This is a genomic window from Halomonas sp. MES3-P3E, assembly GCF_002836035.1.
Lineage (GTDB): Bacteria > Pseudomonadota > Gammaproteobacteria > Pseudomonadales > Halomonadaceae > Vreelandella > Vreelandella arctica.
The window spans coordinates 267,521-287,323 of record NZ_PJBT01000020.1 but is presented as its reverse complement, the minus strand read 5'-3'; the positions used below and the strand labels follow the sequence as shown (position 1 = coordinate 287,323).

General features: G+C 55.8%; 18 protein-coding genes and 7 tRNA genes. 9 read left to right on the top strand and 16 right to left on the bottom strand.

Translation table 11 applies throughout. The features are described from left to right. Window positions 1-25: 25 nt before the first annotated feature. The 6 genes from CXF87_RS07175 to CXF87_RS07150 all read right to left on the bottom strand — a co-directional run bounded on the left by CXF87_RS07175 (window position 26) and on the right by CXF87_RS07150 (window position 4,109). A tRNA-Ser gene (locus tag CXF87_RS07175) sits at window positions 26-113 on the bottom strand. A gap of 101 nt (window positions 114-214) precedes the next feature. After that, entirely contained in the window at window positions 215-721 is a 507-nt protein-coding gene (locus CXF87_RS07170; RefSeq protein WP_101146124.1) for a YiiD C-terminal domain-containing protein, read from the bottom strand. Between the two features lie 2 nt (window positions 722-723). Further along, window positions 724-1,284 carry a nitroreductase family protein gene (locus CXF87_RS07165; RefSeq protein ID WP_101146123.1) on the bottom strand — a complete coding sequence of 187 codons (561 nt, stop codon included), beginning with the start codon at window positions 1,282-1,284 and terminating at the stop codon, window positions 724-726. Between the two features lie 216 nt (window positions 1,285-1,500). Next, the gene (gene queF, locus CXF87_RS07160) at window positions 1,501-2,334 is read right to left on the bottom strand and encodes an NADPH-dependent 7-cyano-7-deazaguanine reductase QueF (protein WP_101146122.1); all 834 of its coding nucleotides are present in this window, start codon (window positions 2,332-2,334) and stop codon (window positions 1,501-1,503) included. 36 nt (window positions 2,335-2,370) lie between these two features. After that, window positions 2,371-3,144, bottom strand: a complete 774-nt coding sequence (locus CXF87_RS07155; protein ID WP_008958511.1) for an ABC transporter permease — start codon at window positions 3,142-3,144, stop codon at window positions 2,371-2,373. Then, window positions 3,141-4,109 carry an ABC transporter ATP-binding protein gene (locus tag CXF87_RS07150; RefSeq protein ID WP_101146121.1) on the bottom strand — a complete coding sequence of 323 codons (969 nt, stop codon included), beginning with the start codon at window positions 4,107-4,109 and terminating at the stop codon, window positions 3,141-3,143. The genes CXF87_RS07155 and CXF87_RS07150 overlap by 4 nt, the downstream gene beginning before the upstream one ends. A 280-nt stretch (window positions 4,110-4,389) precedes the next feature. On the opposite strand from CXF87_RS07150, the gene CXF87_RS07145 reads away from it, so the two are divergent. Then, window positions 4,390-6,018 (top strand): methyl-accepting chemotaxis protein, encoded by a 1,629-nt coding sequence (locus tag CXF87_RS07145; protein ID WP_101146120.1) that lies wholly within the window; start codon window positions 4,390-4,392, stop codon window positions 6,016-6,018. Between the two features lie 173 nt (window positions 6,019-6,191). On the opposite strand, the gene CXF87_RS07140 is transcribed toward CXF87_RS07145, so the two are convergent. From CXF87_RS07140 to CXF87_RS07115, 6 genes are all read right to left on the bottom strand, one after another. Further along, a tRNA-Gly gene (locus tag CXF87_RS07140) sits at window positions 6,192-6,266 on the bottom strand. Window positions 6,267-6,296: 30 nt separating this feature from the next. Continuing rightward, window positions 6,297-6,372 (bottom strand) — tRNA-Glu (locus CXF87_RS07135). Between the two features lie 114 nt (window positions 6,373-6,486). After that, window positions 6,487-6,561: transfer RNA gene (locus CXF87_RS07130), tRNA-Gly, on the bottom strand. Between the two features lie 42 nt (window positions 6,562-6,603). Beyond that, window positions 6,604-6,679 (bottom strand) — tRNA-Glu (locus tag CXF87_RS07125). Between the two features lie 95 nt (window positions 6,680-6,774). Beyond that, window positions 6,775-6,849, bottom strand: a tRNA-Gly gene (locus CXF87_RS07120). Between the two features lie 54 nt (window positions 6,850-6,903). Beyond that, a tRNA-Glu gene (locus CXF87_RS07115) sits at window positions 6,904-6,979 on the bottom strand. Between the two features lie 132 nt (window positions 6,980-7,111). On the opposite strand from CXF87_RS07115, the gene CXF87_RS07110 reads away from it, so the two are divergent. The 6 genes from CXF87_RS07110 to htpX all read left to right on the top strand — a co-directional run bounded on the left by CXF87_RS07110 (window position 7,112) and on the right by htpX (window position 13,566). After that, entirely contained in the window at window positions 7,112-7,972 is an 861-nt protein-coding gene (locus CXF87_RS07110) for a TRAP transporter large permease subunit (RefSeq protein WP_232774745.1), read from the top strand. A gap of 27 nt (window positions 7,973-7,999) precedes the next feature. Then, window positions 8,000-9,586 carry a gamma-glutamyltransferase family protein gene (locus CXF87_RS07105; RefSeq protein ID WP_101146119.1) on the top strand — a complete coding sequence of 529 codons (1,587 nt, stop codon included), beginning with the start codon at window positions 8,000-8,002 and terminating at the stop codon, window positions 9,584-9,586. 127 nt (window positions 9,587-9,713) lie between these two features. Then, the gene (msrB, locus tag CXF87_RS07100) at window positions 9,714-10,112 is read left to right on the top strand and encodes a peptide-methionine (R)-S-oxide reductase MsrB (RefSeq protein ID WP_101146118.1); all 399 of its coding nucleotides are present in this window, start codon (window positions 9,714-9,716) and stop codon (window positions 10,110-10,112) included. A gap of 97 nt (window positions 10,113-10,209) precedes the next feature. Further along, window positions 10,210-11,166 (top strand): ribosome biogenesis GTPase YlqF, encoded by a 957-nt coding sequence (gene ylqF / locus CXF87_RS07095; RefSeq protein WP_101146117.1) that lies wholly within the window; start codon window positions 10,210-10,212, stop codon window positions 11,164-11,166. Window positions 11,167-11,260: 94 nt separating this feature from the next. Continuing rightward, window positions 11,261-12,508, top strand: a complete 1,248-nt coding sequence (locus tag CXF87_RS07090; RefSeq protein ID WP_008958415.1) for a pyridoxal phosphate-dependent aminotransferase — start codon at window positions 11,261-11,263, stop codon at window positions 12,506-12,508. A 152-nt stretch (window positions 12,509-12,660) separates the two neighbouring features. After that, window positions 12,661-13,566 (top strand): protease HtpX, encoded by a 906-nt coding sequence (htpX, locus tag CXF87_RS07085; RefSeq protein ID WP_008958416.1) that lies wholly within the window; start codon window positions 12,661-12,663, stop codon window positions 13,564-13,566. A gap of 256 nt (window positions 13,567-13,822) precedes the next feature. Here htpX and pdxB read toward each other — a convergent pair whose 3' ends face one another. Beyond that, complete coding sequence (pdxB, locus tag CXF87_RS07080; RefSeq protein ID WP_101146116.1) at window positions 13,823-14,977, bottom strand: 4-phosphoerythronate dehydrogenase PdxB; 1,155 nt, start codon at window positions 14,975-14,977, stop codon at window positions 13,823-13,825. A 113-nt stretch (window positions 14,978-15,090) separates the two neighbouring features. Here pdxB and CXF87_RS07075 point away from each other — a divergent pair, with 113 nt between their 5' ends. Next, the gene (locus tag CXF87_RS07075; protein WP_101146115.1) at window positions 15,091-15,372 is read left to right on the top strand and encodes a hypothetical protein; all 282 of its coding nucleotides are present in this window, start codon (window positions 15,091-15,093) and stop codon (window positions 15,370-15,372) included. Between the two features lie 12 nt (window positions 15,373-15,384). Here the strand turns inward: CXF87_RS07075 and CXF87_RS07070 are convergent, their stop codons facing one another. Beyond that, on the bottom strand, window positions 15,385-15,720 hold the full coding sequence (locus CXF87_RS07070; RefSeq protein WP_008958420.1) for a glutaredoxin family protein: 336 nt from the start codon (window positions 15,718-15,720) through the stop codon (window positions 15,385-15,387). A gap of 29 nt (window positions 15,721-15,749) precedes the next feature. Continuing rightward, window positions 15,750-17,987, bottom strand: a complete 2,238-nt coding sequence (rlmKL, locus tag CXF87_RS07065; RefSeq protein WP_101146114.1) for a bifunctional 23S rRNA (guanine(2069)-N(7))-methyltransferase RlmK/23S rRNA (guanine(2445)-N(2))-methyltransferase RlmL — start codon at window positions 17,985-17,987, stop codon at window positions 15,750-15,752. A 351-nt stretch (window positions 17,988-18,338) separates the two neighbouring features. On the opposite strand from rlmKL, the gene rmf reads away from it, so the two are divergent. Further along, complete coding sequence (rmf, locus tag CXF87_RS07060) at window positions 18,339-18,548, top strand: ribosome modulation factor (protein ID WP_035577708.1); 210 nt, start codon at window positions 18,339-18,341, stop codon at window positions 18,546-18,548. A gap of 144 nt (window positions 18,549-18,692) precedes the next feature. Here rmf and CXF87_RS07055 read toward each other — a convergent pair whose 3' ends face one another. Beyond that, entirely contained in the window at window positions 18,693-19,718 is a 1,026-nt protein-coding gene (locus tag CXF87_RS07055) for a quinone-dependent dihydroorotate dehydrogenase (protein ID WP_101146113.1), read from the bottom strand. Window positions 19,719-19,803: the final 85 nt, after the last annotated feature.

Here is a 19,803-nt window from a genome sequence, read left to right as displayed (position 1 = left end):
ATTGAGCGGGCTTTCTTAAATTCTGTGGCGGAGGGGGAGGGATTCGAACCCTCGAAGCCTTGCGGCTTACACACTTTCCAGGCGTGCTCCTTCGACCACTCGGACACCCCTCCGCGTTTTGGCGCTGTTGAAAGGCTTTACCTTTCGCGACAGAACGGCGCACATACTATGGGCTAAGCCTCGAAATAGCAAGCCTTTTCAGGCCAATAAGCCCTTAGGCTGGCAACACGGCGTAGCTGCCGCTGGCTTCCAGGCAGAGTGACTCGCCACAATAGAGCTGATGGGTTAACGCAATGCGACCTTTCCCACGCTCCTCAAGCTTCTGGGCTAGTTGAGAGGAGCCTTCAGGTTCAGCAGGTGTGCATACTAAACGGTAGTTATCGGTGACCGGTGCTAGAAAGCGTTGGGTGGCCTCAGCAACCACTACATCGCGGGCGATGCCCTGTTCGCGCAGCCATAAGGTGACCCAGCACCAGCCTTGCAGCGTGGTTTGCGCCGAGAGCGCGCCGCCAAAGCCTGTGCCTTTATCGTTTAGGTTGGGCTCAAGTGCCAACTGCCACGTGAGCGAATCGCGGTGGCGCGTCATCTCGCTAATACCTAACGCGCTCACCATGGGAATGGCGTCACTCAGCCACTGCTGGAAAGCGACCAAGTCGTCTGGCTGGCCTTCTGGCAACGGCAAACGTGGGTGAGGGATACCTGGTTGACGGGATACGCTCATGGTTAGTCCCAACGCTCTACAAAGTCAGCAACGTTATGCTGCGCCACGGGCTTATGCCGTCCGCCCAAGGTGCCCAAGTAGATAAAGGCGACGACTTCATCATCTTCATCCAGGCTTAATCCTTTGCGTACCACCGGGTCAAACGCGTACTTGCCACTGCGCCACATGGCGCCAAGACCCAGCGCATGGGCGGCAAGCAGAATACCGTGGGCGGCGCAGCCAGCGGAAATTACTTGCTCCATTTTGGGCACTTTTTCGAGTCCAGGCGTGACCTTGGCAATCACGGCGATAATCATCGGCGCCCGCAGCGGCTTTTTGCGCGCCGAGTTGAGCGTATCGTCGTCGGCGCTAGGATTTTCCTGGAACTCCGCCTCGGCAAATAGTTCGCCCAGGCGCTCACGCCCTTCCCCACTGAACTCTATGAAGCGCCAGGGGCGCAGCTCTTTATGGTCAGGCGCCCGCAAAGCGGCTTGATAGATGTCGCTTAGCTGTTCGCTGCTAGGCGCTGGCTCAATCAGCTTGCCCATCGAGCTGCGTTCGTGAAGTAGCGTGAGTGCGTCCATTAATAACTCCAAATCCAATTGGTGGGCTACTTAGATTCTGTCTGAAAACTGGCTTCGCTCGACCATACGGCGTTAAAAATCGGCTCAAAGTACTCATTTACACCACGTAAACTCCGTCTTTTCGCCGATTTTTGCCTTGTCTGGCCTTCGCTCGCCGACTTTTCAGACAAAACCTAGTACCGCCATTGATGGCATCATCATTTATAACACTGCCGCTTACTGCCTTGCTAGGCGCAGCGGCGTGGGCGGCGCTAGACCAGGCGTTGCGCGCCAGGGGCTTATGTCCAATCCACCGCGACGCACGTAACGCGCTAGCACCAGCAGTTGCGTTGGTTTCGCATGGGTCATTAGGTCGGTGAAGATGTGTTCAACGCAGTGTTCGTGAAAATCCTGATGCTGACGAAACCCAATCAGGTAACGCAGTAACCCTTCGCGATCGATTTTGGGCCCTTGATAGCGAATCAACACACTTCCCCAATCTGGCTGGCCGGTAACGGGGCAGTTAGATTTCAGCAGGTGCGAGTAGAGTGTCTCCTCGACGACCGCTTCCCCTACCGTTAGATGGTCACTGCTGGGTGTGTAATCGCTTACTGCAATATCTAAATCGTCCAAGCATTCGCCCGGTAAGGAGCGTGCTGAAAGCTCAGGCGCATCCACATCAAATAACTCGACACTCACCGCAGCACCTGCCGCAACCGCGAGGTCATTGGCAAGCGTTTCCATCACGTCCTGACGACTATAGAAACGGGTTTGATTGAAGCTATTGAGGTATAGCTTCCAGGATTTAGACTCAATCAGATGGGGCGAGCTTGCGGGTAATCGAAAGCGTGCCACGGCGACAATGGGCTTGCCGCGGCTATTCAGCCAGGAGACTTCAAAGGCGTGCCACTCGTCCTCGCCTTCAAATGGCAGCGCGCCTTCTTCAATCCCCAGTGGCGCCCGGTTGGCTGCGCGAGGGATCGGATATAACAGCCCCGCGTCATACTGCTCAGGGTAAGCAGAATCGCGCCCTAACGGCGCGTGCTCTAACGTGTCTGGGCGATCTGACATGTAATAAAAGCTCTCTTCTCAATCGGATTAATGCGTCTAGCTGCGAATACCTTTGCCGCGCTCCAGCATCGCAAGCGCAATGCTAAACAGCACAATGATAAAGGCAAAAATAGCAGCGAGCGCCCAGCCAACGGGAATATCCGACACGCCTAAGAAGCCGTAACGGAAAACGTTAACCATGTACAAAATCGGATTGAGCATGGAAACGCCCTGCCAGAAATCGGGCAACATCGAGATAGAGTAAAACACCCCACCCAGATAGGTCAGCGGCGTGAGAATAAACGTCGGCACGATAGAAATATCGTCGAATTTATTGGCCAGTAGCGCGTTAATAAAGCCGCCAATAGAGAATAGCGCTGAGGTAAGCACGACAACAAGCACGGTGAGCAGAGGATGCTCCATGGTTAAGCGGGTAAAGAACAGCGAAACGACCGTCACAATCAACCCAACGCCAAGGCCACGCGCCATGCCGCCTAAGATAAAGCCAGCCAGTATCACCCAGTTGGGCATGGGCGATACCATCATCTCTTCAATCGAACGCTGAAACTTGTTCGAGAAGAAACTCGACGCCACGTTGGAGTAACTGTTGGTAATCACCGACATCATGATCAGCCCCGGGACGATGAAATCCATGTAGCTGAAGCCGCCCATGTCACCAATCCGCGAACCGATGAGATTACCGAAGATGATGAAGTACATCGCCATGGTGATCGAAGGTGGCAGCAGCGTTTGCGGCCAAATGCGGGTGAAGCGTTTGATCTCTTTGAGCACCAGCGTCCATAGAGCGATCAATGTTTGCGTAGCGTTCATACGCGCTCCTCCGTCTTCTCGACGCGCGGGCCTATCGCCCCTTGACCACTGCCTTCTACCATCGACACAAACATCTCCTCTAGGCGGTTGGCCCGGTTGCGCATGGATACCACTTCGATGCCCTGCTCACTCAACGCTTTGAACACATCGTTCAAACGCTGACCACGATGGACTAACAGCGAAAGCTGGGTGGGCTCTAGCTGGTGCAACTCAAAACCTTCGATGTTGGGCACTTCTGCGACTGGCTCAGCCAAGTCGATCAGGAAAGTCTCGGTATCAAGCTCGGCCAGTAGCTCCCGCACGCTGGTATTGCGCACAATGTCACCATTATTGATGATCGCGACATTGCGACAGAGGCTCTCGGCCTCTTCCAAGTAGTGCGTCGTCAGAATGATGGTGGTGCCTTCATCCTGGTTAATCCGCCGCATGTACTCCCACATGCTACGCCGCAGCTCGATATCCACGCCTGCGGTTGGTTCATCAAGAATCAGCAGTTTGGGGCGATGCATCAACGCCCGAGCGATCATCAGGCGGCGCTTCATACCACCGGAGAGCATGCGCGCGTTGCCGTTGCGCTTTTCCCATAGGCCAAGGTCGGTCAGCAGCTGTTTAGCGCGAGGCAAGGCTTCGCGACTGGTCATGCCGTAATAGCCCGCTTGGGCCAGCACGATATCGAGCACTTTTTCGAACTGGTTGAAGTTGAACTCTTGCGGCACGACACCCAGCTGGTACTTAGCTTTGGCGAAATCTTTATCGACATCAATGCCAAATATGGTGACCTTTCCCGCCGTCTTTTGCACCAGCGAGCAGACCACACCTAACGTGGTGGATTTACCGGCGCCATTGGGGCCCAACAAAGCAAAAAAATCGCCCTGTTGGACGTCGAGATCAATACCTTTGAGTGCCTGAAAGCCGTTGCCATACACTTTGGTAAGGCCACGGATCGACAATGCCGGTTCGGCCATAAACATGTCCTGTCAGCAAAATAAGAAGCACAAGTAAGTGCGTTAGAGGGAGAGATATCGGGGCAATCATATGTTTTTCAAGCCATCCCACTGCTCCACGTAGCCTGCTATTTGCTAGCGCGCTCTAGATTCAGGGGAATATGTACATTAAATGACACTTTGCCACGCTTTTGATGCAGAAGCACTAATATTAATACTTTAGTATTAGCGTCGTGCTATGTAGGGATGACTTCCGCTTGGCATACAAGGGAACCAAACACATAAGAGAGTTAAACACATAATGAGCGCCACCGTTTCTCACCACTCAAAGGCTTTAATCAGTTTTCCATCGACTGCTTCGCCTAAAGCCATGAAGGGCCTAGCCGCTCTACCCCTGCGACGTCAGCGCCTTATTGGAGTCATCGTACTCTGGTTAATTCTTGCCATCATGATTGTTGTTAATGCATGGCAAAGTCGTGCCTTGCTATATACCGAACGCGAGCAACGCATGGTCACTGCCGTGGATATAGCGGTTTCGACCATGGAACATTTTGACGTACTGGCCCAGCAGGGCGACATTACGCTAGACAAAGCTAAAACCCTCGCTTTTGAAACCATTCGCGACGTGCGATTCGGGGAAGAAGATAACTATCTATTCGCGTTTAGTGACGATCTGAAAATGCTTGCCCACCCTAAACGGGCTCGGGGAGAAGACCTAGCCCAGGTTACCGATCCTGAAGGCACGCGTATTTTCCAAGCCATTCTAGATAACACACGAGGCACGGGAGGCGGCTTTACTGAGTACTACTCTAATTTCGCAAGAGGAAGCGATGCACAACCGCTGGTACGCACCTACGCTGAAGTTTATGCGCCCTGGGATGTCTATATTGCCAGCGGTGTCTTCATGGGAGATGTGAACAGCGCAATCATGAGTCAACTTATCGAAAGTGTAGTAGTAGGTATACTTGCTGGCGTACTGGTCACCCTTGCGTTCTGGAGCATGATTTCATTCATTCTACGCCGCCTTGGCGGTGAGCCTAGTTACGCAGCGAGCGTCGTCGGCCGCATTGCTCAAGGCGACTTATCCGCGACCGTGGCACTCAAACAGAATGACTCCAGCAGCTTATTGCACGATATCCAAGAAATGCGTAATAAGCTGCACGATACAATGCAGGAGATACAAGCCACCAGCAGAGCCGTTGATCATAATGCAGGCGAGATTGCTTCGGGCAACCAAGAGCTCTCATCACGCACCGAGCAACAGGCCGCCGCGCTACAACAGACCTCTTCTAGCATGGAAGAAGTCACCGCCACGGTGCGCCAAAATGCCGACAGCGTAGAACAAGCCAAAGAGTTAGTACGCAGTGCAGGCGAAACATCTCAAGCAGGCCAACAAGCCATTGGCGAAGCTGCGACTTCGATGCAAGCCATTAACGCAGAAGCTGCCAAAATTACCGAGATCGTCACATTGATCGACGGCATTGCATTTCAAACTAATATTCTGGCGCTAAATGCTTCCGTGGAAGCCGCGCGGGCGGGTGAACATGGTAGAGGCTTTGCCGTAGTCGCCGGAGAAGTGCGCCAGCTGGCTAACCGTTCAGCAAGCGCAGCTCAGGAGATTAAAACGCTGATCGACACCTCGAACACACAGGTAAGCCAAGGTGCTTCGCTGGTGGGCACGGCGAAAGAGCGGATGCAAAAAATTGACCAGCAGATCCAACAGGTTAATGATTTATTTACCGATATTACTGCGGCTACCCATGAACAGACCCGAGGCATTGAACAAATTAACGTAGCGATCGCTCAATTAGATCAGGCAACCCAGGATAATGCTTCCATGGTTCAGCAAACGGCATCCTCAGCCAACGATCTTACCAAGCGCTCACAGACATTAAACGATGTCGTAAGCCACTTCACACTCGCCAACTAACTACTTAGGAACATTCTTCTGCGCCCAGCCCAATGTTGAACTTGGGCGTAGATCATTACCGATTTAAGAGCACAAAAAAGCTCGCCCAGGATAGGCGATCAACACTAACGCTTAACGCTAGAATGCATACAGAAGGAATAAAGGCGGGCAAAGAAGAAATATAAGAGTTTACATGGAGCGGGAAAGGAGATTCGAACTCCCGACCCTCGCCTTGGCAAGGCGATGCTCTACCACTGAGCTATTCCCGCAACGCAAACAAAACGACGTATAACGCTTGATGGCGTCCCATAGGGGGTTCGAACCCCTGTTACCGCCGTGAAAGGGCGGTGTCCTAGGCCACTAGACGAATGGGACTTATTGGAGCAGGAAAACAACTTAATCCGGCACCTAAAACTGGAGCGGGAAAGAAGATTCGACCGGGCTGGCGCTCCAGCTCCCGACCTCGCCTGACTAACCACACGCCTAAACTGGAGCGGGAAAGGAGATTCGAACTCCCGACCCTCGCCTTGGCAAGGCGATGCTCTACCACTGAGCTATTCCCGCTTATAGAACACTTGCTTAGCTTTTTACCTAACCTATCGGAAGTGGCGTCCCATAGGGGGTTCGAACCCCTGTTACCGCCGTGAAAGGGCGGTGTCCTAGACCACTAGACGAATGGGACACTATAATTACTTCAACTACTTTGGAGCGGGAAAGTAGATTCGACCGGGCTGGCGTTCCAGCTCCCGACCTCGCCTGACTTACCACACACCTAATTGGAGCGGGAAAGGAGATTCGAACTCCCGACCCTCGCCTTGGCAAGGCGATGCTCTACCACTGAGCTATTCCCGCATTCCGATAACCCTGACGACCGCTTACCCTAAAAACCAAATCTTTAAAAATAAGTGGCGTCCCATAGGGGGTTCGAACCCCTGTTACCGCCGTGAAAGGGCGGTGTCCTAGACCACTAGACGAATGGGACGTTGCTTGCCTCGTCGAGGTGGCGCGTATGTTACTCAGACCTTATTGAGCTGTCAAGCTCTCTACCCTTCACCAACCTAATTGGCCAGCTTTCAATTACCTACAAGCAAAGCATGGGGGTTACATCACAGCCATGCACGTTGAAAGTGCTCAGCGTGATAATTCGGCGTCGGCGCTGCTACGCCGAGGCTACTCTAAAACACTTGCGACCGGGATGATCTGCGCATCCGGCACCTTAGGTCAGATTATTCCGCCTAGCTTGGTGCTAATCCTATTGGCAGAAATTTTGAGTGAATCGGTCGGCACGATGTTCGCCGACGCCATGGTGCCGGGGCTAACGCTAGCGGCGATGTATATTTGGGCCCGCCGGCAGGCTTGGTGTTTGCGGTACTGGGCTCGATTATCGGCGGTATTGCCGCGCCTACCGAGGCTGCCGCGATGGGCGCTGGGGGCGCTGGTATTTGTCGCCTGCTTGGGGCAGTTAACCTTCACCCTACTCAAGGAGGTCGCCAAGGCCACGCTGGTGATTTCGGCGATGGTGTTCTTTATCTTGATCAGTGCGCAGGTATTTGGGCTAGCGTTTCGTGGCCTGGGTGGCGAGCACCTTGTCGCCCGGATGTTTGACTGGGTGCCAGGCGGTGAATTCGGCGCGCTGCTGTTTATGCTATTGCTGATGTTCGTGCTGGGCTTCTTCCTCGAGTGGATTGAGATCAGCTATATTGCCCTGCCACTATTTTTACCGTTCTTCGTTCAGATGGGCGTCGATATGGTATGGCTGGGCATTCTAGTGGGGTTGGTGCTGCAAACCTCGTTTCTTACCCCGCCCTTTGGCTGGTCACTGTTTTTCCTCAAGGGCGTGGCCCCCAAAGAGGTCACCACGCTGGATATCTACAAAGGCGCCCTGCCGTTTATCGGGCTGCAGTTTTTAGCCGTTGCGCTGGTGTTTATTTTTCCCAGCATCGCCACTTGGCTGCCGAACGCCATTGGCTGGTAACCATGATCAATAACAAAGGAATTTAAGATGCTTCACACCCAACGTAGTTACGGCGGCAGCTGCGTCGCCCCACATCACCTGGCGGCTAGCGCCGGGCGAGATGTGTTGAAACAGGGCGGCAACGCGGTGGAAGCCATGGTGGCAGCCGCCGCGGCCATTGCGGTGGTTTATCCGCATATGAATGCCCTGGGTGGCGACGGTTTTTGGTTAATTCATGAGCCCGGCAAAGCCCCCGTTGCCATAGACGCCTGCGGCCCGGCAGCGGGCCTCGCCAATGCGGATTTCTACGCCGGTGAGACGCAGATTCCCGAGCGTGGCCCTAAAGCTGCTCTGACCATGGCGGGCACGATTGGCGGCTGGCATGAAGCGCTGAACGTAGCGTCGAGCTGGGGAAAGCAGCTGCCTCTGACCACGCTGTTGGCCGACGCCATTCATCATGCCGAAGCGGGTATTTCGGTCACCCAAAGCCAGGAAGCCCTCACTGCCAAACACGTTGAACGCCTGTCTCAAAGCCCTGGCTTTAGTGACTCCCTGCTGCTTAACGGCCAGGTGCCCCAGGAGGGTGAGCGCCTGCGCCAGCCACGCTTAGCGGCCACCCTCAAGCGATTAGCGGAAGCCGGATTAGATGATTTCTATCGCGGCGAACTGGCTGCTAGCATGGCGAAAGATTTGGAAGCAGTGGGCAGCCCCCTGCGCTTGGCTGACTTTCACGCCTACCGCGCCCAGCGCGTCACGCCGCTGGAAGTCACCCTCCAGGATGCCATGCTGTACAACCTGCCAGCGCCGACCCAAGGCATGGCGTCGTTAATGATTTTGGCCATTTACGAGCGCTTGAAAGCCGCCGAGCCCAACGGTTTTGATCACCTGCACGGGCTGATTGAAGCGACCAAGCGCGCCTTTATCCTACGTGACCAAAATGTGACTGACCCGGGCCGTGTCCCCACACCACTGCAGGCGTTACTCAGCGAGGCGAATATTGGTCGGGAAGCGGCTCAAATTGACCCACAACGCGCCCTGCCCTGGCCACACGAGCCAGCCCCTGGCGACACCATTTGGATGGGCACCGTCGATAGCGAAGGCCGTGCAGTAAGCTTTATCCAGAGTATCTATTGGGAGTTCGGCAGTGGCGTGGTGCTGCCGGAAAGCGGCGTGTTGTGGCAGAACCGCGGCATCAGCTTTTCGCTTAATCCCGACGACCTGCGCGGCTTAGCCCCTGGCCGCAAACCTTTCCATACGCTCAACCCGGCAATGGCCAAGTTTAACGATGGTCGTACCATGGTCTACGGCACCATGGGCGGTGAAGGCCAGCCGCAAACCCAGGCGGCGGTATTTTCCCGCTATGCGCTGCACGGCATGCCGCTTCAGCAGGCGATAACCGCGCCCCGCTGGCTGCTGGGTCGTACTTGGGGTGAAACCAGCACTAACTTAAAACTCGAAGCGCGTTTTGACGATGCCCTTGTAACCGCCCTAGCGACAGCCGGCCACGATGTGGAAGTGTTGCCTGAAGCCTTCAGCGACACCATGGGTCATGCGGGCGGTATCGTGCACCACCCGCATGGATTGATAGAGAGCGCTCACGATCCGCGCAGTAACGGCGGCGCGGCCAGCGTATAAACACATCTTGGGGAGTTTCATCCATGCTGAACTTGAGCAGGCGACTCACTGTCACTCATGAGAGTGTTAAGCTAGCCTGCTTAATAAGCCTCTGAAGAGTGGCCAACCAGAGGGAGAGGAGAACCCCATGGCGAAAATAGAAAAATCCCCCGACGAGTGGCAAAAGCAGTTAACGCCAGAGCAGTACCGCGTGGCACGCGAGAAAGGCACTGAACGCCCTTTCACCGGGGATTATCAGGTGCGCGATGCTCAGGGTATTTACCACTGTGTGTGCTGTAATGCGCCACTGTTTGAGAACGAGCACAAGTTTGATGCTGGCTGCGGCTGGCCCAGCTTTGACCGGCCGCTGGGTAGCCGCTGCGTTGAAGAGCATACAGATACCACTCACGGCATGCAGCGCACCGAGGTCGTCTGTTCTCACTGTGATGCACACCTGGGCCACGTTTTCCCCGACGGGCCACCCGAGACCACCGGCTTGCGCTACTGCATCAACTCGGTGTCGTTAGAGTTTCACCCCGACGAGTAATCCTTGCTAAAAGGAAGCACAGCAAGGCGGGCGCCATCTGTTAGAATGGTCGCCCGCTTTTTTGTGCCTCTATTTTTTGTACTTTCAGGAGAGACCCATGCTCGGCTGGTTCCCCGGACATATGAACAAGGCCCGCCGCCAGATTAAGGAGGTGCTGCCTGAAATTGACGTAGTGATCGAGGTCCTCGACGCGCGTCTGCCCTACTCCAGCGCCAACCCGATGCTGGCCGAGCTAACCCGCCATAAGCCGGTGCTGAAAATTCTCTCCCGCGCCGATCTCGCCGACCCAGAGCGGACGGCCGAGTGGGTCGAATTTTTCGATGCCCAAGAGAACATGCGTGCCTTAGCCGTTACCACGACCAATACCCGTGAGCTGAAGAAAATCCCCAAGCTGTGTCATGAACTGGCCGGTGCCGTGCGCGCTGACCGCGATGTGCGCGTGATGGTGATGGGTATACCGAATGTCGGGAAATCCACGCTGATTAATGGCTTGGCTGGGCGCAAAATCGCCAAGACCGGTAACGAGCCTGCGGTCACCAAGCGTCAACAGAAGGTGCGTATCGATGGGCGTGTAGCCCTTACCGACACCCCAGGCGTGCTGTGGCCCAAAATCGAAGACCAGGCCAGTGCTTATCGTCTCGCTGCTACCGGCGCCATTCGCGATACCGCCATTGAGTACACCGATGTGGCGATTGTCACCAGCGCGGAGCTTGCCAAGCGCTACCCCGAAGCGCTCACCGAGCGCTATAAGCTCAAAGAGCTGCCGCCTTACACCGCGCCGGACCTCCCCCACGATATTGATGCGGACGGTCCGAAAAAGCCTGATTTTCTCGCTATTGCTGGCTTCGACGGTAACGCCATCTTAAAAGATATCGCTGCCCGCCGTGGCGGCCTGCGCCCCGGCGGCGCGGTTGATCTGCACCGCGGCGCCGAAGTACTGCTTCACGAACTTCGCGACGGCAAGCTGGGCAGGCTAACGCTTGAAACCCCGGCAGATATTCCGCCACCTCCGGTGCAAAACGACGAAGACAATCAAGGCCTTTCCGACGCATAATGAGCCGAGCACTGCTAAGTCACCCTTTGACCTAGTAAACACATAATGACGTTGGATACTTTTGGGCTTCTAGCTACTTTTGGACAAACACCTCATGGATACCCCGCAGTCGCACGAATCACAACCGCTAAAGAAATCTCATAAGCTGCACAATGTCTGCTATGACATTCGCGGCCCGGTACTCGACCACGCCAAGCGCTTGGAAGAGGAAGGCCAACGAATTCTCAAGCTGAATATCGGCAACCCCGCGCCCTTCGGCTTCGAGGCGCCGGAAGAGATTCTCCAGGATGTGATGCGTAACCTGCCCACTGCCCAGGGCTACTGCGACTCCAAGGGGCTCTACTCTGCGCGCAAAGCGATTATGCAGGAGTGCCAGCGCAAGCAGATTCCCGGCGTGGGGATTGAGGATATCTTCATCGGTAACGGCGTCTCTGAGCTGATCGTGATGGCCATGCAGGCGCTGCTCAATGACGGCGACGAAGTGCTGATTCCCGCACCAGACTACCCACTATGGACCGCGGCCGCTCACCTTTCCGGTGGCCATGCGGTGCACTACCTGTGCGACGAGCAGGCCGACTGGACGCCCGACATGGCGGATATTCGCGCCAAAATCACCAGCCACACGCGCGCCATTGTGCTGATCAACCCCAATAACCCGACCGGTGCAGTCTATCCGCCCGCAGTGGTCAAAGAGGTACTGGCGATAGCCAAACAGCACAATCTGGTGGTGTTCTCTGACGAGATCTACGACAAGATTCTGTACGACGGCGTCGAGCACACCGCCACGGGCGCGTTAGCGGACGATGACCAATTAGTCATCACCATGAACGGGCTCTCCAAAAGCTATCGCTGTGCGGGCTTTCGCTCGGGCTGGATGATTATCTCCGGCACCTTGGCCAAATTGAACGCTCAGGACTATATCCAGGGGCTGAATATGCTGGCTTCCATGCGTCTGTGCGCCAACGTGCCCGCCCAGCACGCGATTCAAACCGCGCTGGGGGGCTATCAGTCGATTAACGATTTAATCCTGCCTGGCGGGCGGCTGTTGGCCCAGCGTGACATCACGGTAGAAAAGCTGAACGCGATCCCCGGCGTCTCCTGCGTGAAGCCAAAAGGCGCGCTCTATGCGTTTCCGCGTCTGGACCCAAAAGTTTTCAACATCAAAGACGATCAGCAGATGGTGCTTGATTTGCTGCTGCAGGAAAAAATATTGCTGGTACAAGGGACCGCCTTTAACTGGCCAGAGCCGGATCATGTGCGCATTGTGACCCTGCCCTGGGCAGACCAACTCGGTGATGCATTGGACCGTTTTGCCAACTTCCTATCCCGCTACCGGCAGTGAGCCTAGCTAGGTGAATATGCCGATTAAAACAGCTATTTGACGCAGCGTGACTTGAAACTGCCACGAACAGTACGTATTTAAGCAACTATTCTGTGACCATTTCACTGGCTGTGTATGAACCGGTTTCTAAACGTTGAGGGAGAACCTGCACCATGATGCGAATTCTGCTGTTTTTAGCGACCAATATAGCGGTCTTGCTGGTCGCCAGTATCACCTTGCGCTTGCTCGGTGTAGAGGGCTACCTGCGCGGCCAGGGCATCAACTTCACCAGCCTGCTGATCTTCTGCTTTGTGTTCGGCATGGCGGGTTCCATCATCTCGCTCTTCATTTCCAAATGGATGGCCAAGCGCAGCACCGGCACGGTGATCATCGAAACGCCCTCCAACTCGACCGAACGGTGGTTGCTGGACACGGTCGCGGAGCTCTCCCGTGAAGCGGGTATTAAAACCCCGGAAGTGGGCATCTTTCCGGCACAGCAATCCAACGCCTTTGCTACGGGCTGGAACAAGGACGATGCACTGGTGGCCGTCTCGGCAGGCTTGATGAATCGCATGCGACCGGAAGAAGTGCGGGCGGTACTGGCTCACGAAATTGGCCACGTTGCCAATGGCGACATGGTGACACTGGCGCTGATTCAAGGCGTGGTGAACACCTTCGTGATGTTCTTTGCCCGGGTAGTGGCACACTTGGTCGATAACTTCCTGCGCAGCCGTAGCGATGGTGAAGGCGGGCTCGGTTTTATGGGTTACTTCGCAGTAGTCATGGTCGCTGAGATTGTGTTCGGCATTTTGGCCTCGGCCATCGTCGCTTGGTTCTCGCGCTATCGCGAATACCGCGCCGATGAAGCGGGCGCGCGCTTGGCAGGCACTAACGCTATGGTCAGCGCGCTGGCACGCTTGAAAACCGAAACGGAAATGCCCGATCAAATGCCTGACACGCTGCGCGCCATGGCCATCACCAAAGGCCAAACGCGCTCGCTGGTGGAAAAGCTATTTGCCAGCCACCCGCCGCTGGATGAGCGCATCCGTGCGCTGAAAGAAGCCGCTTATCGTCAGTAAGTCGCTTGGGGCCACCGCAGACCGGTGGCTCTTTCACGTCGTTGCGAACTCCGCTAAGTAGTCTGGAGTCGCTTTTTCTGTCATTGCGAGCGTAGCGAAGCAATCTCGGGGTCGCCTTTTCTGTCATTGCGAGCGCAGCGAAGCAATCTGGGGATGTGCCTCCGCGGGTACAGATTGCCGCGTCGCTTCGCTCCTCGCAATGACAATGCTGGAGCAACTCGTTATGACAAGAGACAAGCGTCTCCAATGACAATAGTCAGAAATCCTCACTATGACTGCAGGGAAACCCCGCCCCACGCAATAAGCCTTCCAGCGCTACCGCCTCCCCTGACAGCTGCACACTGAGCGTGGCGAATTCGCGCCGCAGCGGGTAGTTGGCGCGGCAGTCGTCAAAGCCTTTGTGCATGCAGTGATGCAGCGTTTGGCGCTGGAGAGCATCGTGGTCGCGGCGCACGTCGTACACCGCTCTCATGCAGAGCCTTAGCGCATCTTCTGGCGGTAGCGCGTGCTGCAAATGCAGCGATGCCAGTGCGGGCGGCGGGCAAATATCGGCGAACGTAAATTCACTGGGCTGGCCGCAGTGACGCGCTAGCGCCTGTTGAATCATCCACGTGCCGCGTAGCTTGCCATCCAAACTGTGCCCCGCTATATGCGGTGTTGCTATAGAAACCAGATCACGCAAGCCAGCATCAATATCCGGCTCCGCTTCCCACACATCCAACACCGCCTTAATGTCCCCTTTACCCGACAATCGGCTGCGCAGCGCCAAGCCATCCACACAGTCGCCCCGCCCAGCATTAAGCAGCACACTGCCCGGCGCTAACTCACCGATACGTTGAGCATTGAGTAGTTGATACGTCGCGTGTGGGCCTTCGCGGGTTAGTGGGGTATGCAGGCAGAGCACATCACAGCGCTCGATCAGGGCATCTAACGAGTGAAAGCCTGTCTGGCCCTCCTCGTCGGCTCTGGGCGGATCACAGGCCAGCGTTGCGACGCCCATGGCGGTTAGTCGCGCCTGCAGTCTGCTGCCGACATTGCCCACCCCCACAATCCCCACGGCTCGCTCGCCAAGAGCCCAGCCATCGCGCTCCGCCAGGGTCAGCAAGCTGCTCAATACATAATCAACCACCGCTTCGGCGTTGCAGCCTGGTGCACTGGCGAAGTCGATATTGCGCTGCGCCAGCGCCGCCTGGTCGATATGGTCGGTGCCAATGGTGCACGTACCCACAAAACGTACGGGGCTATCGGCAAGCAGCTTATCGTTGACCTGGGTAATGGAGCGCACGATGAGCGCGTCGGCATCCCGAAGGTGGGCGGCGTTTATCTCCCGCCCTGGCACGCGGGTGAGCGTACCGAAATGGCCGAAGCAGTGCTCGGCAGCGGGGATATTGGCGTCGATGACAAGTTTCATAGGCGTTTGGGTATCCGGGCTTTACAATACCGCCCGCGACGGCTTGATGGGCAGGCGAGTTTAAAGGCTATCTTTTAAAGGCTATCTTTTAAAAGCTAAGTAAGGAGAGTGTTGTGATCGTACGCTGGGAAACCAACCATGACTATGTGTTGGTTCATATTCACCAGGATATGTTTGGTGACTGGATTTTCAGCCGCGCCTGGGGGCAAATCGGCACTCAGTTTGGCGGTCTAAAGCATCAGCTAGCCGACACGCTGGAGCTGGCCCAGATGTGGCTTGAGGACGAAACCACCATCCAGTCCTCGCGGGGTTTTCGCAAGGTACTGGACGTGGCCGATCATACTCCCGAGGGCCAGGAGGCCATGCGCCAACTATCGCTACTGGATACACTTTAGGGCCGCTAGGGGTTAGCCCAGAAAGCGCCGCCCGTCACGCTCATGCGCCCCTTTGGGGGCGGAGGTATCGGGTGGTGCGGTAAACGCTTCCAGGGCCGCTTCATCCAGCCAGCCGCGTTCACGCAACCAATCGCTTAAGCGTTCTAGCTCAAAGCCACGATCCAACTCATTTCCATCGCTATCCACCAGCACCGGTATCCGCACGCCGTAGCGCTCGACAAGCGCATCGTCATCACTGATTTCGATATGGTGCAGCCACACCTTCTGATTGGCGAGTGTCGCCACCAGCCCTTCCAATTGAGTGCATAGGTGGCAACCCAGCGTGGTGTAAAGCGATAGATGAATCATGCAAAGACTCTTTTCATACGATGGCTCTCTTACGCCGCTTTGTGGCGCAGTATAAACACATGGTGAAGATTCGTACGCCGCTGGAAATCGGGGTCGAAGCTACGCCCGGTGATGTCCTCGACCGCATACTGCTGGTAAAGCGCTTCATCGAGTTTAAAACGCCGTTGATTATTCGAAAACACTAACGTGCCACCCGGTGCCAAGCGCGCCATGGCGAGTTCCACCAGTCGCGGATGGTCACGCTGCACATCAAGGGTATCGCGCATTTTCTTGGAGTTGGAAAAGGTCGGCGGATCCATAAAGATCAGGTCGAACTCGGCGTTGGCCGTTTCCAGCCAGCGGAAACAGTCGTCGCGAATCACACGATGCAGCCGTGTATCGAGTTTGTTCAGCGCAAAGTTGTCCTTGGCCCACTCCAGGTAGGTGTTGGACATATCCACGCTCACACTGTCACTGGCTCCACCCAAGGCCGCCTGTACGGTCGCGGTGGCGGTATAACAGAACAGATTTAAAAAGCGCTTACCGCTGGCCATTTCGCCCAGCATGCGCCGAACCGGCCGATGGTCAAGGAACAGCCCGGTATCCAGATAGTCACGCAGGTTGACCCATAGCCGTGCTGCGCCCTCCTGCACCTCAAAGCGTTCACCGCTGGCGGCCCGCTTCTGGTACTGGGCGCTGCCGGTTTGGCGTTCGCGGCGTTTGATATAGATTTTGCTGGCATCAACGTTAAGCGCCTCGGGCATGACTTCCAAGGCATCGTACAAGCGCTTTTGCGCCTGGGCTGGGTTGATCGAGCTAGGTGCCGCGTACTCTTGTACATGTACCCGATCACCGTAACGATCCACCGCCAGGGCGTATTCCGGCATATCGGCATCATAAACGCGATAGCTGGTTTCACCGCTCTGCTTCAGCCATTTCTTCAAGCGCTTCTGATTTTTAATCAGTCGATTGGCGAACATCTGCGCATTGTCTTGATTTTTGTGGGCGGCTTGCTCTTCGCTCACCTTATCACTAGGCGTCGCCACTGCACTACTCTCGCTCTGAACAGGCTTTGTATCGCTCGCGGCAGGCGCATGCTCAGTGCCACCAATCTCCATAAGCAGTAGCTTGGCATCTAGCGCGCCGTTTTTAAGCGCGTACTGCTTGTGCGCACGCATGCCCAGCCGGTGGCCTAGATCCGGGTTACCGGTAAATACCGCCAGGGTCCAGCCGGGGAATAGCGCTTTGGCTTTCTCACCAAGCTGGGCGTATAGACGCACCAGTTCTGGTAATTCACCCAACCGCTCGCCGTAAGGGGGATTGGTGATCAGCAGGCCGCTCTCAGCCGTCAGTGTTTCGGGTCGCGTCAACTGGACAAGGCTTTGACCATGCAGGCTTATCAAGGCTGGAATACCCGCGCGCATGGCATTGGATTTCGCTGCCGTCAGTGCTGCGGGGCTCTGATCAAAGCCGAGTAGCTGGGCTTTACAGCGCTTGCGACCAATCGACGCGCGCGCATCGGCTTCGCGCTTCTGTTCCTGCCAAGCGAGATCATCGTGGCCTGCCCAGCCGTGAAAACCGAACCGCTCACGATTCAGGTTAGGCGCTTGGTCAGCGGCCATCATGGCGGCTTCGATCAGCAGCGTGCCTGCACCGCACAGCGGATCAATCAACGGCTCTCCCGCTTTTAAGCGCTCGGGCCAGCCTGCGCGCACCAGCAGTGCCGCCGCCAGATTCTCTTTTAGCGGTGCATGGCCTACGTCACGGCGATAACCACGGCGGTGGAGACTCTCACCTGAGAGATCCAGCCCAATGGTTAAATTCATCCGGTGCAGGTGGGCATAGACGCGCAAATGTGGGGTTTTGGTATCCACATTGGGGCGTTCCTGCCCGGCCAGTTGAAGCGCATCGACAATGCCGTCTTTAACGGTTTGCGCGCCAAAGCGGGTGTGGCGAATGTGTTCGCTGCGGCCATGGAAATCGACGGCCAGCGTTTTGCCCGGTGCCAGGTGCTGTGGCCAGGCAATGCGGGCGACCACATCGCGCACTTGCTCGGCGGTATCGATCATCGATTCGCGTACCAGGGTCAAAATGACCCGGTTGGCTAACCGAGACCACAGGCAAACACGATAAGCGATCGCTTGGCTGGCAGTGAAATAGACGCCTGCCACGGTGGTTTTACCCGGCGTGGCGCCCAGTGCTATGAGTTCGTCGTGGAGCAGGCCTTCGATGCCTTTGGGGCAAGTGGCGAGCAAGTTCAGGGCAGCGGTTTGGTTCGACTCGGTCATGATAATAGCGGCGCGTAAAGGCGCGATATCCCTGTATATAGCAAATGAGTTTACGTTTTATGACAATTTGATAGTCGACAGATGACCCCATCATGGTCTAACAATAAGAGAGTAGCTACTGAAAAACGCATGCGTTGCTTGTCAGGGTCAGTCTAAGACTTGGCCTATGGCTTGTAAGTGTTCTTTGCTAGAGATGGCCGCTCGGCTCGTTCAGCCCGTGAGCGCCTGACGTCTAGGTTGAAGCGGCATCTCGCTCTTGAAGCAAGTTCTCGGAATAGCGGCTGTTATTGATAAATTTTGTTAATAACATCCTATTTCTTATCAAAGGCTTTCGTGAAAAGAGGTTAGCCAATGAAACGGCAAAAACGTGATCGCTTCCAGCGGGCTTATGTCCACGGCTACAAAGCGGGTGTATCGGGTCGTTCTCGTGACGACTGCCCGAGTCAAGATATTAATTTACGCGAATACTGGATGAGCGGTTGGCGTGAAGGTCGCGGCGACCAGTGGGACGGGATGACCGGCATTTCCGGTATCCATAAAAACCCCATGGTCATGACGTAACGTCTTATACCTTCTGATGTTTACTTATACCTTCTGATGACACAATGAAGGGTAATGTTTAAACGACAGATTTTAACTGAGCCCACTTTCACAGTGGGCTTTTTAGCGCCAAGCGACCCTGCTTAGCGCCAAGTACCCCTGCGGCTAACGTACCGTTTTCTGCCCTTGCAATGCACGAGCGCATTCGCCGACCAACCGCGGTCCTTGATAAATCAATCCCGAATAGAGCTGCACCAAGTCCGCCCCGGCGGCGATTTTTGCCTGGGCGGCCGCCGCGCTATCGATCCCGCCGACACCAATAATGGGCAGTTGGGGAAGATGCTCACGCAATTGACGAATCACCCGGTTGGATGCCTCGAAGACCGGCTTGCCCGAAAGCCCACCTGCCTCTTCCGCTTGCGGTTCGCCTTCCATCCCTGCGCGTGAAACGGTGGTATTGGTCGCAATCACGCCATCAAGGGCATTGCGAGCAATACTTTCCGCCATCAGCGCGACCTCTTCTTCGCTCATGTCTGGGGCAATTTTAATCAGCAACGGGACACTGCGCCCCGACTGGTGATTCAATTCACTGGCCCGCGTTCGAATAGGCCCCAACAGCGCGTCGAGTTGCTCGCCAAATTGTAGGGTACGTAGCCCAGGCGTATTCGGCGAGGAGACATTAACCGCAACGTAATCGGCGTATGGATGCACAGCGTCCAAGCACACCAGATAATCATCCAGCGCCTGCTCTACCGGCGTCGTCAGGTTCTTACCAATATTGATGCCCACAATGCCGTCGTAGTGGCGCTGCTTGACCTGAGCAATCAGATGTTCAACGCCTTTGTTATTAAAACCAAAGCGGTTGATGATCGCCTCATGCTGCGCTAAGCGGAACAGCCTAGGCTTTGGGTTACCGGGTTGAGCTTTGGGCGTCACGGTGCCCACTTCCACAAAGCCAAACCCCAGCGCGCCCAAGGCGTCTAGATGATCGGCATTTTTGTCCAGCCCGGCCGCCAACCCCACTCGATTGGCAAATCGCAGCCCCATCAATTCAATCGGATCATCCACCCGACGGCCAAACAGCCGCGCAACGCCCCCTACCCGATGTAGTACCTCCAACGCACCCAACGCCATACCGTGAGAGGTTTCTGGGTCAACGCGAAAGAACAGCGAGCGGGCGAGGTTGTACATAGTGGGTCTCTTGAAGCGGGGGCTGAAAACGGGCCCTAGTATAACGCAATAAAGCGCGCTCTGGTGGAGAACCAGAGCGCGCTTT

Bases quoted from the DNA above. Each gene is read 5' to 3' on its own strand.
- CXF87_RS07170 (WP_101146124.1), bottom strand. From the start codon at position 721: ATGAGCGTATCCCGTCAACCAGGTATCCCTCACCCACGTTTGCCGTTG.
- CXF87_RS07165 (WP_101146123.1), bottom strand. From the start codon at position 1,284: ATGGACGCACTCACGCTACTTCACGAACGCAGCTCGATGGGCAAGCTG.
- queF (WP_101146122.1), bottom strand. From the start codon at position 2,334: ATGTCAGATCGCCCAGACACGTTAGAGCACGCGCCGTTAGGGCGCGAT.
- CXF87_RS07155 (WP_008958511.1), bottom strand. From the start codon at position 3,144: ATGAACGCTACGCAAACATTGATCGCTCTATGGACGCTGGTGCTCAAA.
- CXF87_RS07150 (WP_101146121.1), bottom strand. From the start codon at position 4,109: ATGGCCGAACCGGCATTGTCGATCCGTGGCCTTACCAAAGTGTATGGC.
- CXF87_RS07145 (WP_101146120.1), top strand. From the start codon at position 4,390: ATGAGCGCCACCGTTTCTCACCACTCAAAGGCTTTAATCAGTTTTCCA.
- CXF87_RS07110 (WP_232774745.1), top strand. From the start codon at position 7,112: ATGCACGTTGAAAGTGCTCAGCGTGATAATTCGGCGTCGGCGCTGCTA.
- CXF87_RS07105 (WP_101146119.1), top strand. From the start codon at position 8,000: ATGCTTCACACCCAACGTAGTTACGGCGGCAGCTGCGTCGCCCCACAT.
- msrB (WP_101146118.1), top strand. From the start codon at position 9,714: ATGGCGAAAATAGAAAAATCCCCCGACGAGTGGCAAAAGCAGTTAACG.
- ylqF (WP_101146117.1), top strand. From the start codon at position 10,210: ATGCTCGGCTGGTTCCCCGGACATATGAACAAGGCCCGCCGCCAGATT.
- CXF87_RS07090 (WP_008958415.1), top strand. From the start codon at position 11,261: ATGGATACCCCGCAGTCGCACGAATCACAACCGCTAAAGAAATCTCAT.
- htpX (WP_008958416.1), top strand. From the start codon at position 12,661: ATGATGCGAATTCTGCTGTTTTTAGCGACCAATATAGCGGTCTTGCTG.
- pdxB (WP_101146116.1), bottom strand. From the start codon at position 14,977: ATGAAACTTGTCATCGACGCCAATATCCCCGCTGCCGAGCACTGCTTC.
- CXF87_RS07070 (WP_008958420.1), bottom strand. From the start codon at position 15,720: ATGATTCATCTATCGCTTTACACCACGCTGGGTTGCCACCTATGCACT.
- rlmKL (WP_101146114.1), bottom strand. From the start codon at position 17,987: ATGACCGAGTCGAACCAAACCGCTGCCCTGAACTTGCTCGCCACTTGC.
- rmf (WP_035577708.1), top strand. From the start codon at position 18,339: ATGAAACGGCAAAAACGTGATCGCTTCCAGCGGGCTTATGTCCACGGC.
- CXF87_RS07055 (WP_101146113.1), bottom strand. From the start codon at position 19,718: ATGTACAACCTCGCCCGCTCGCTGTTCTTTCGCGTTGACCCAGAAACC.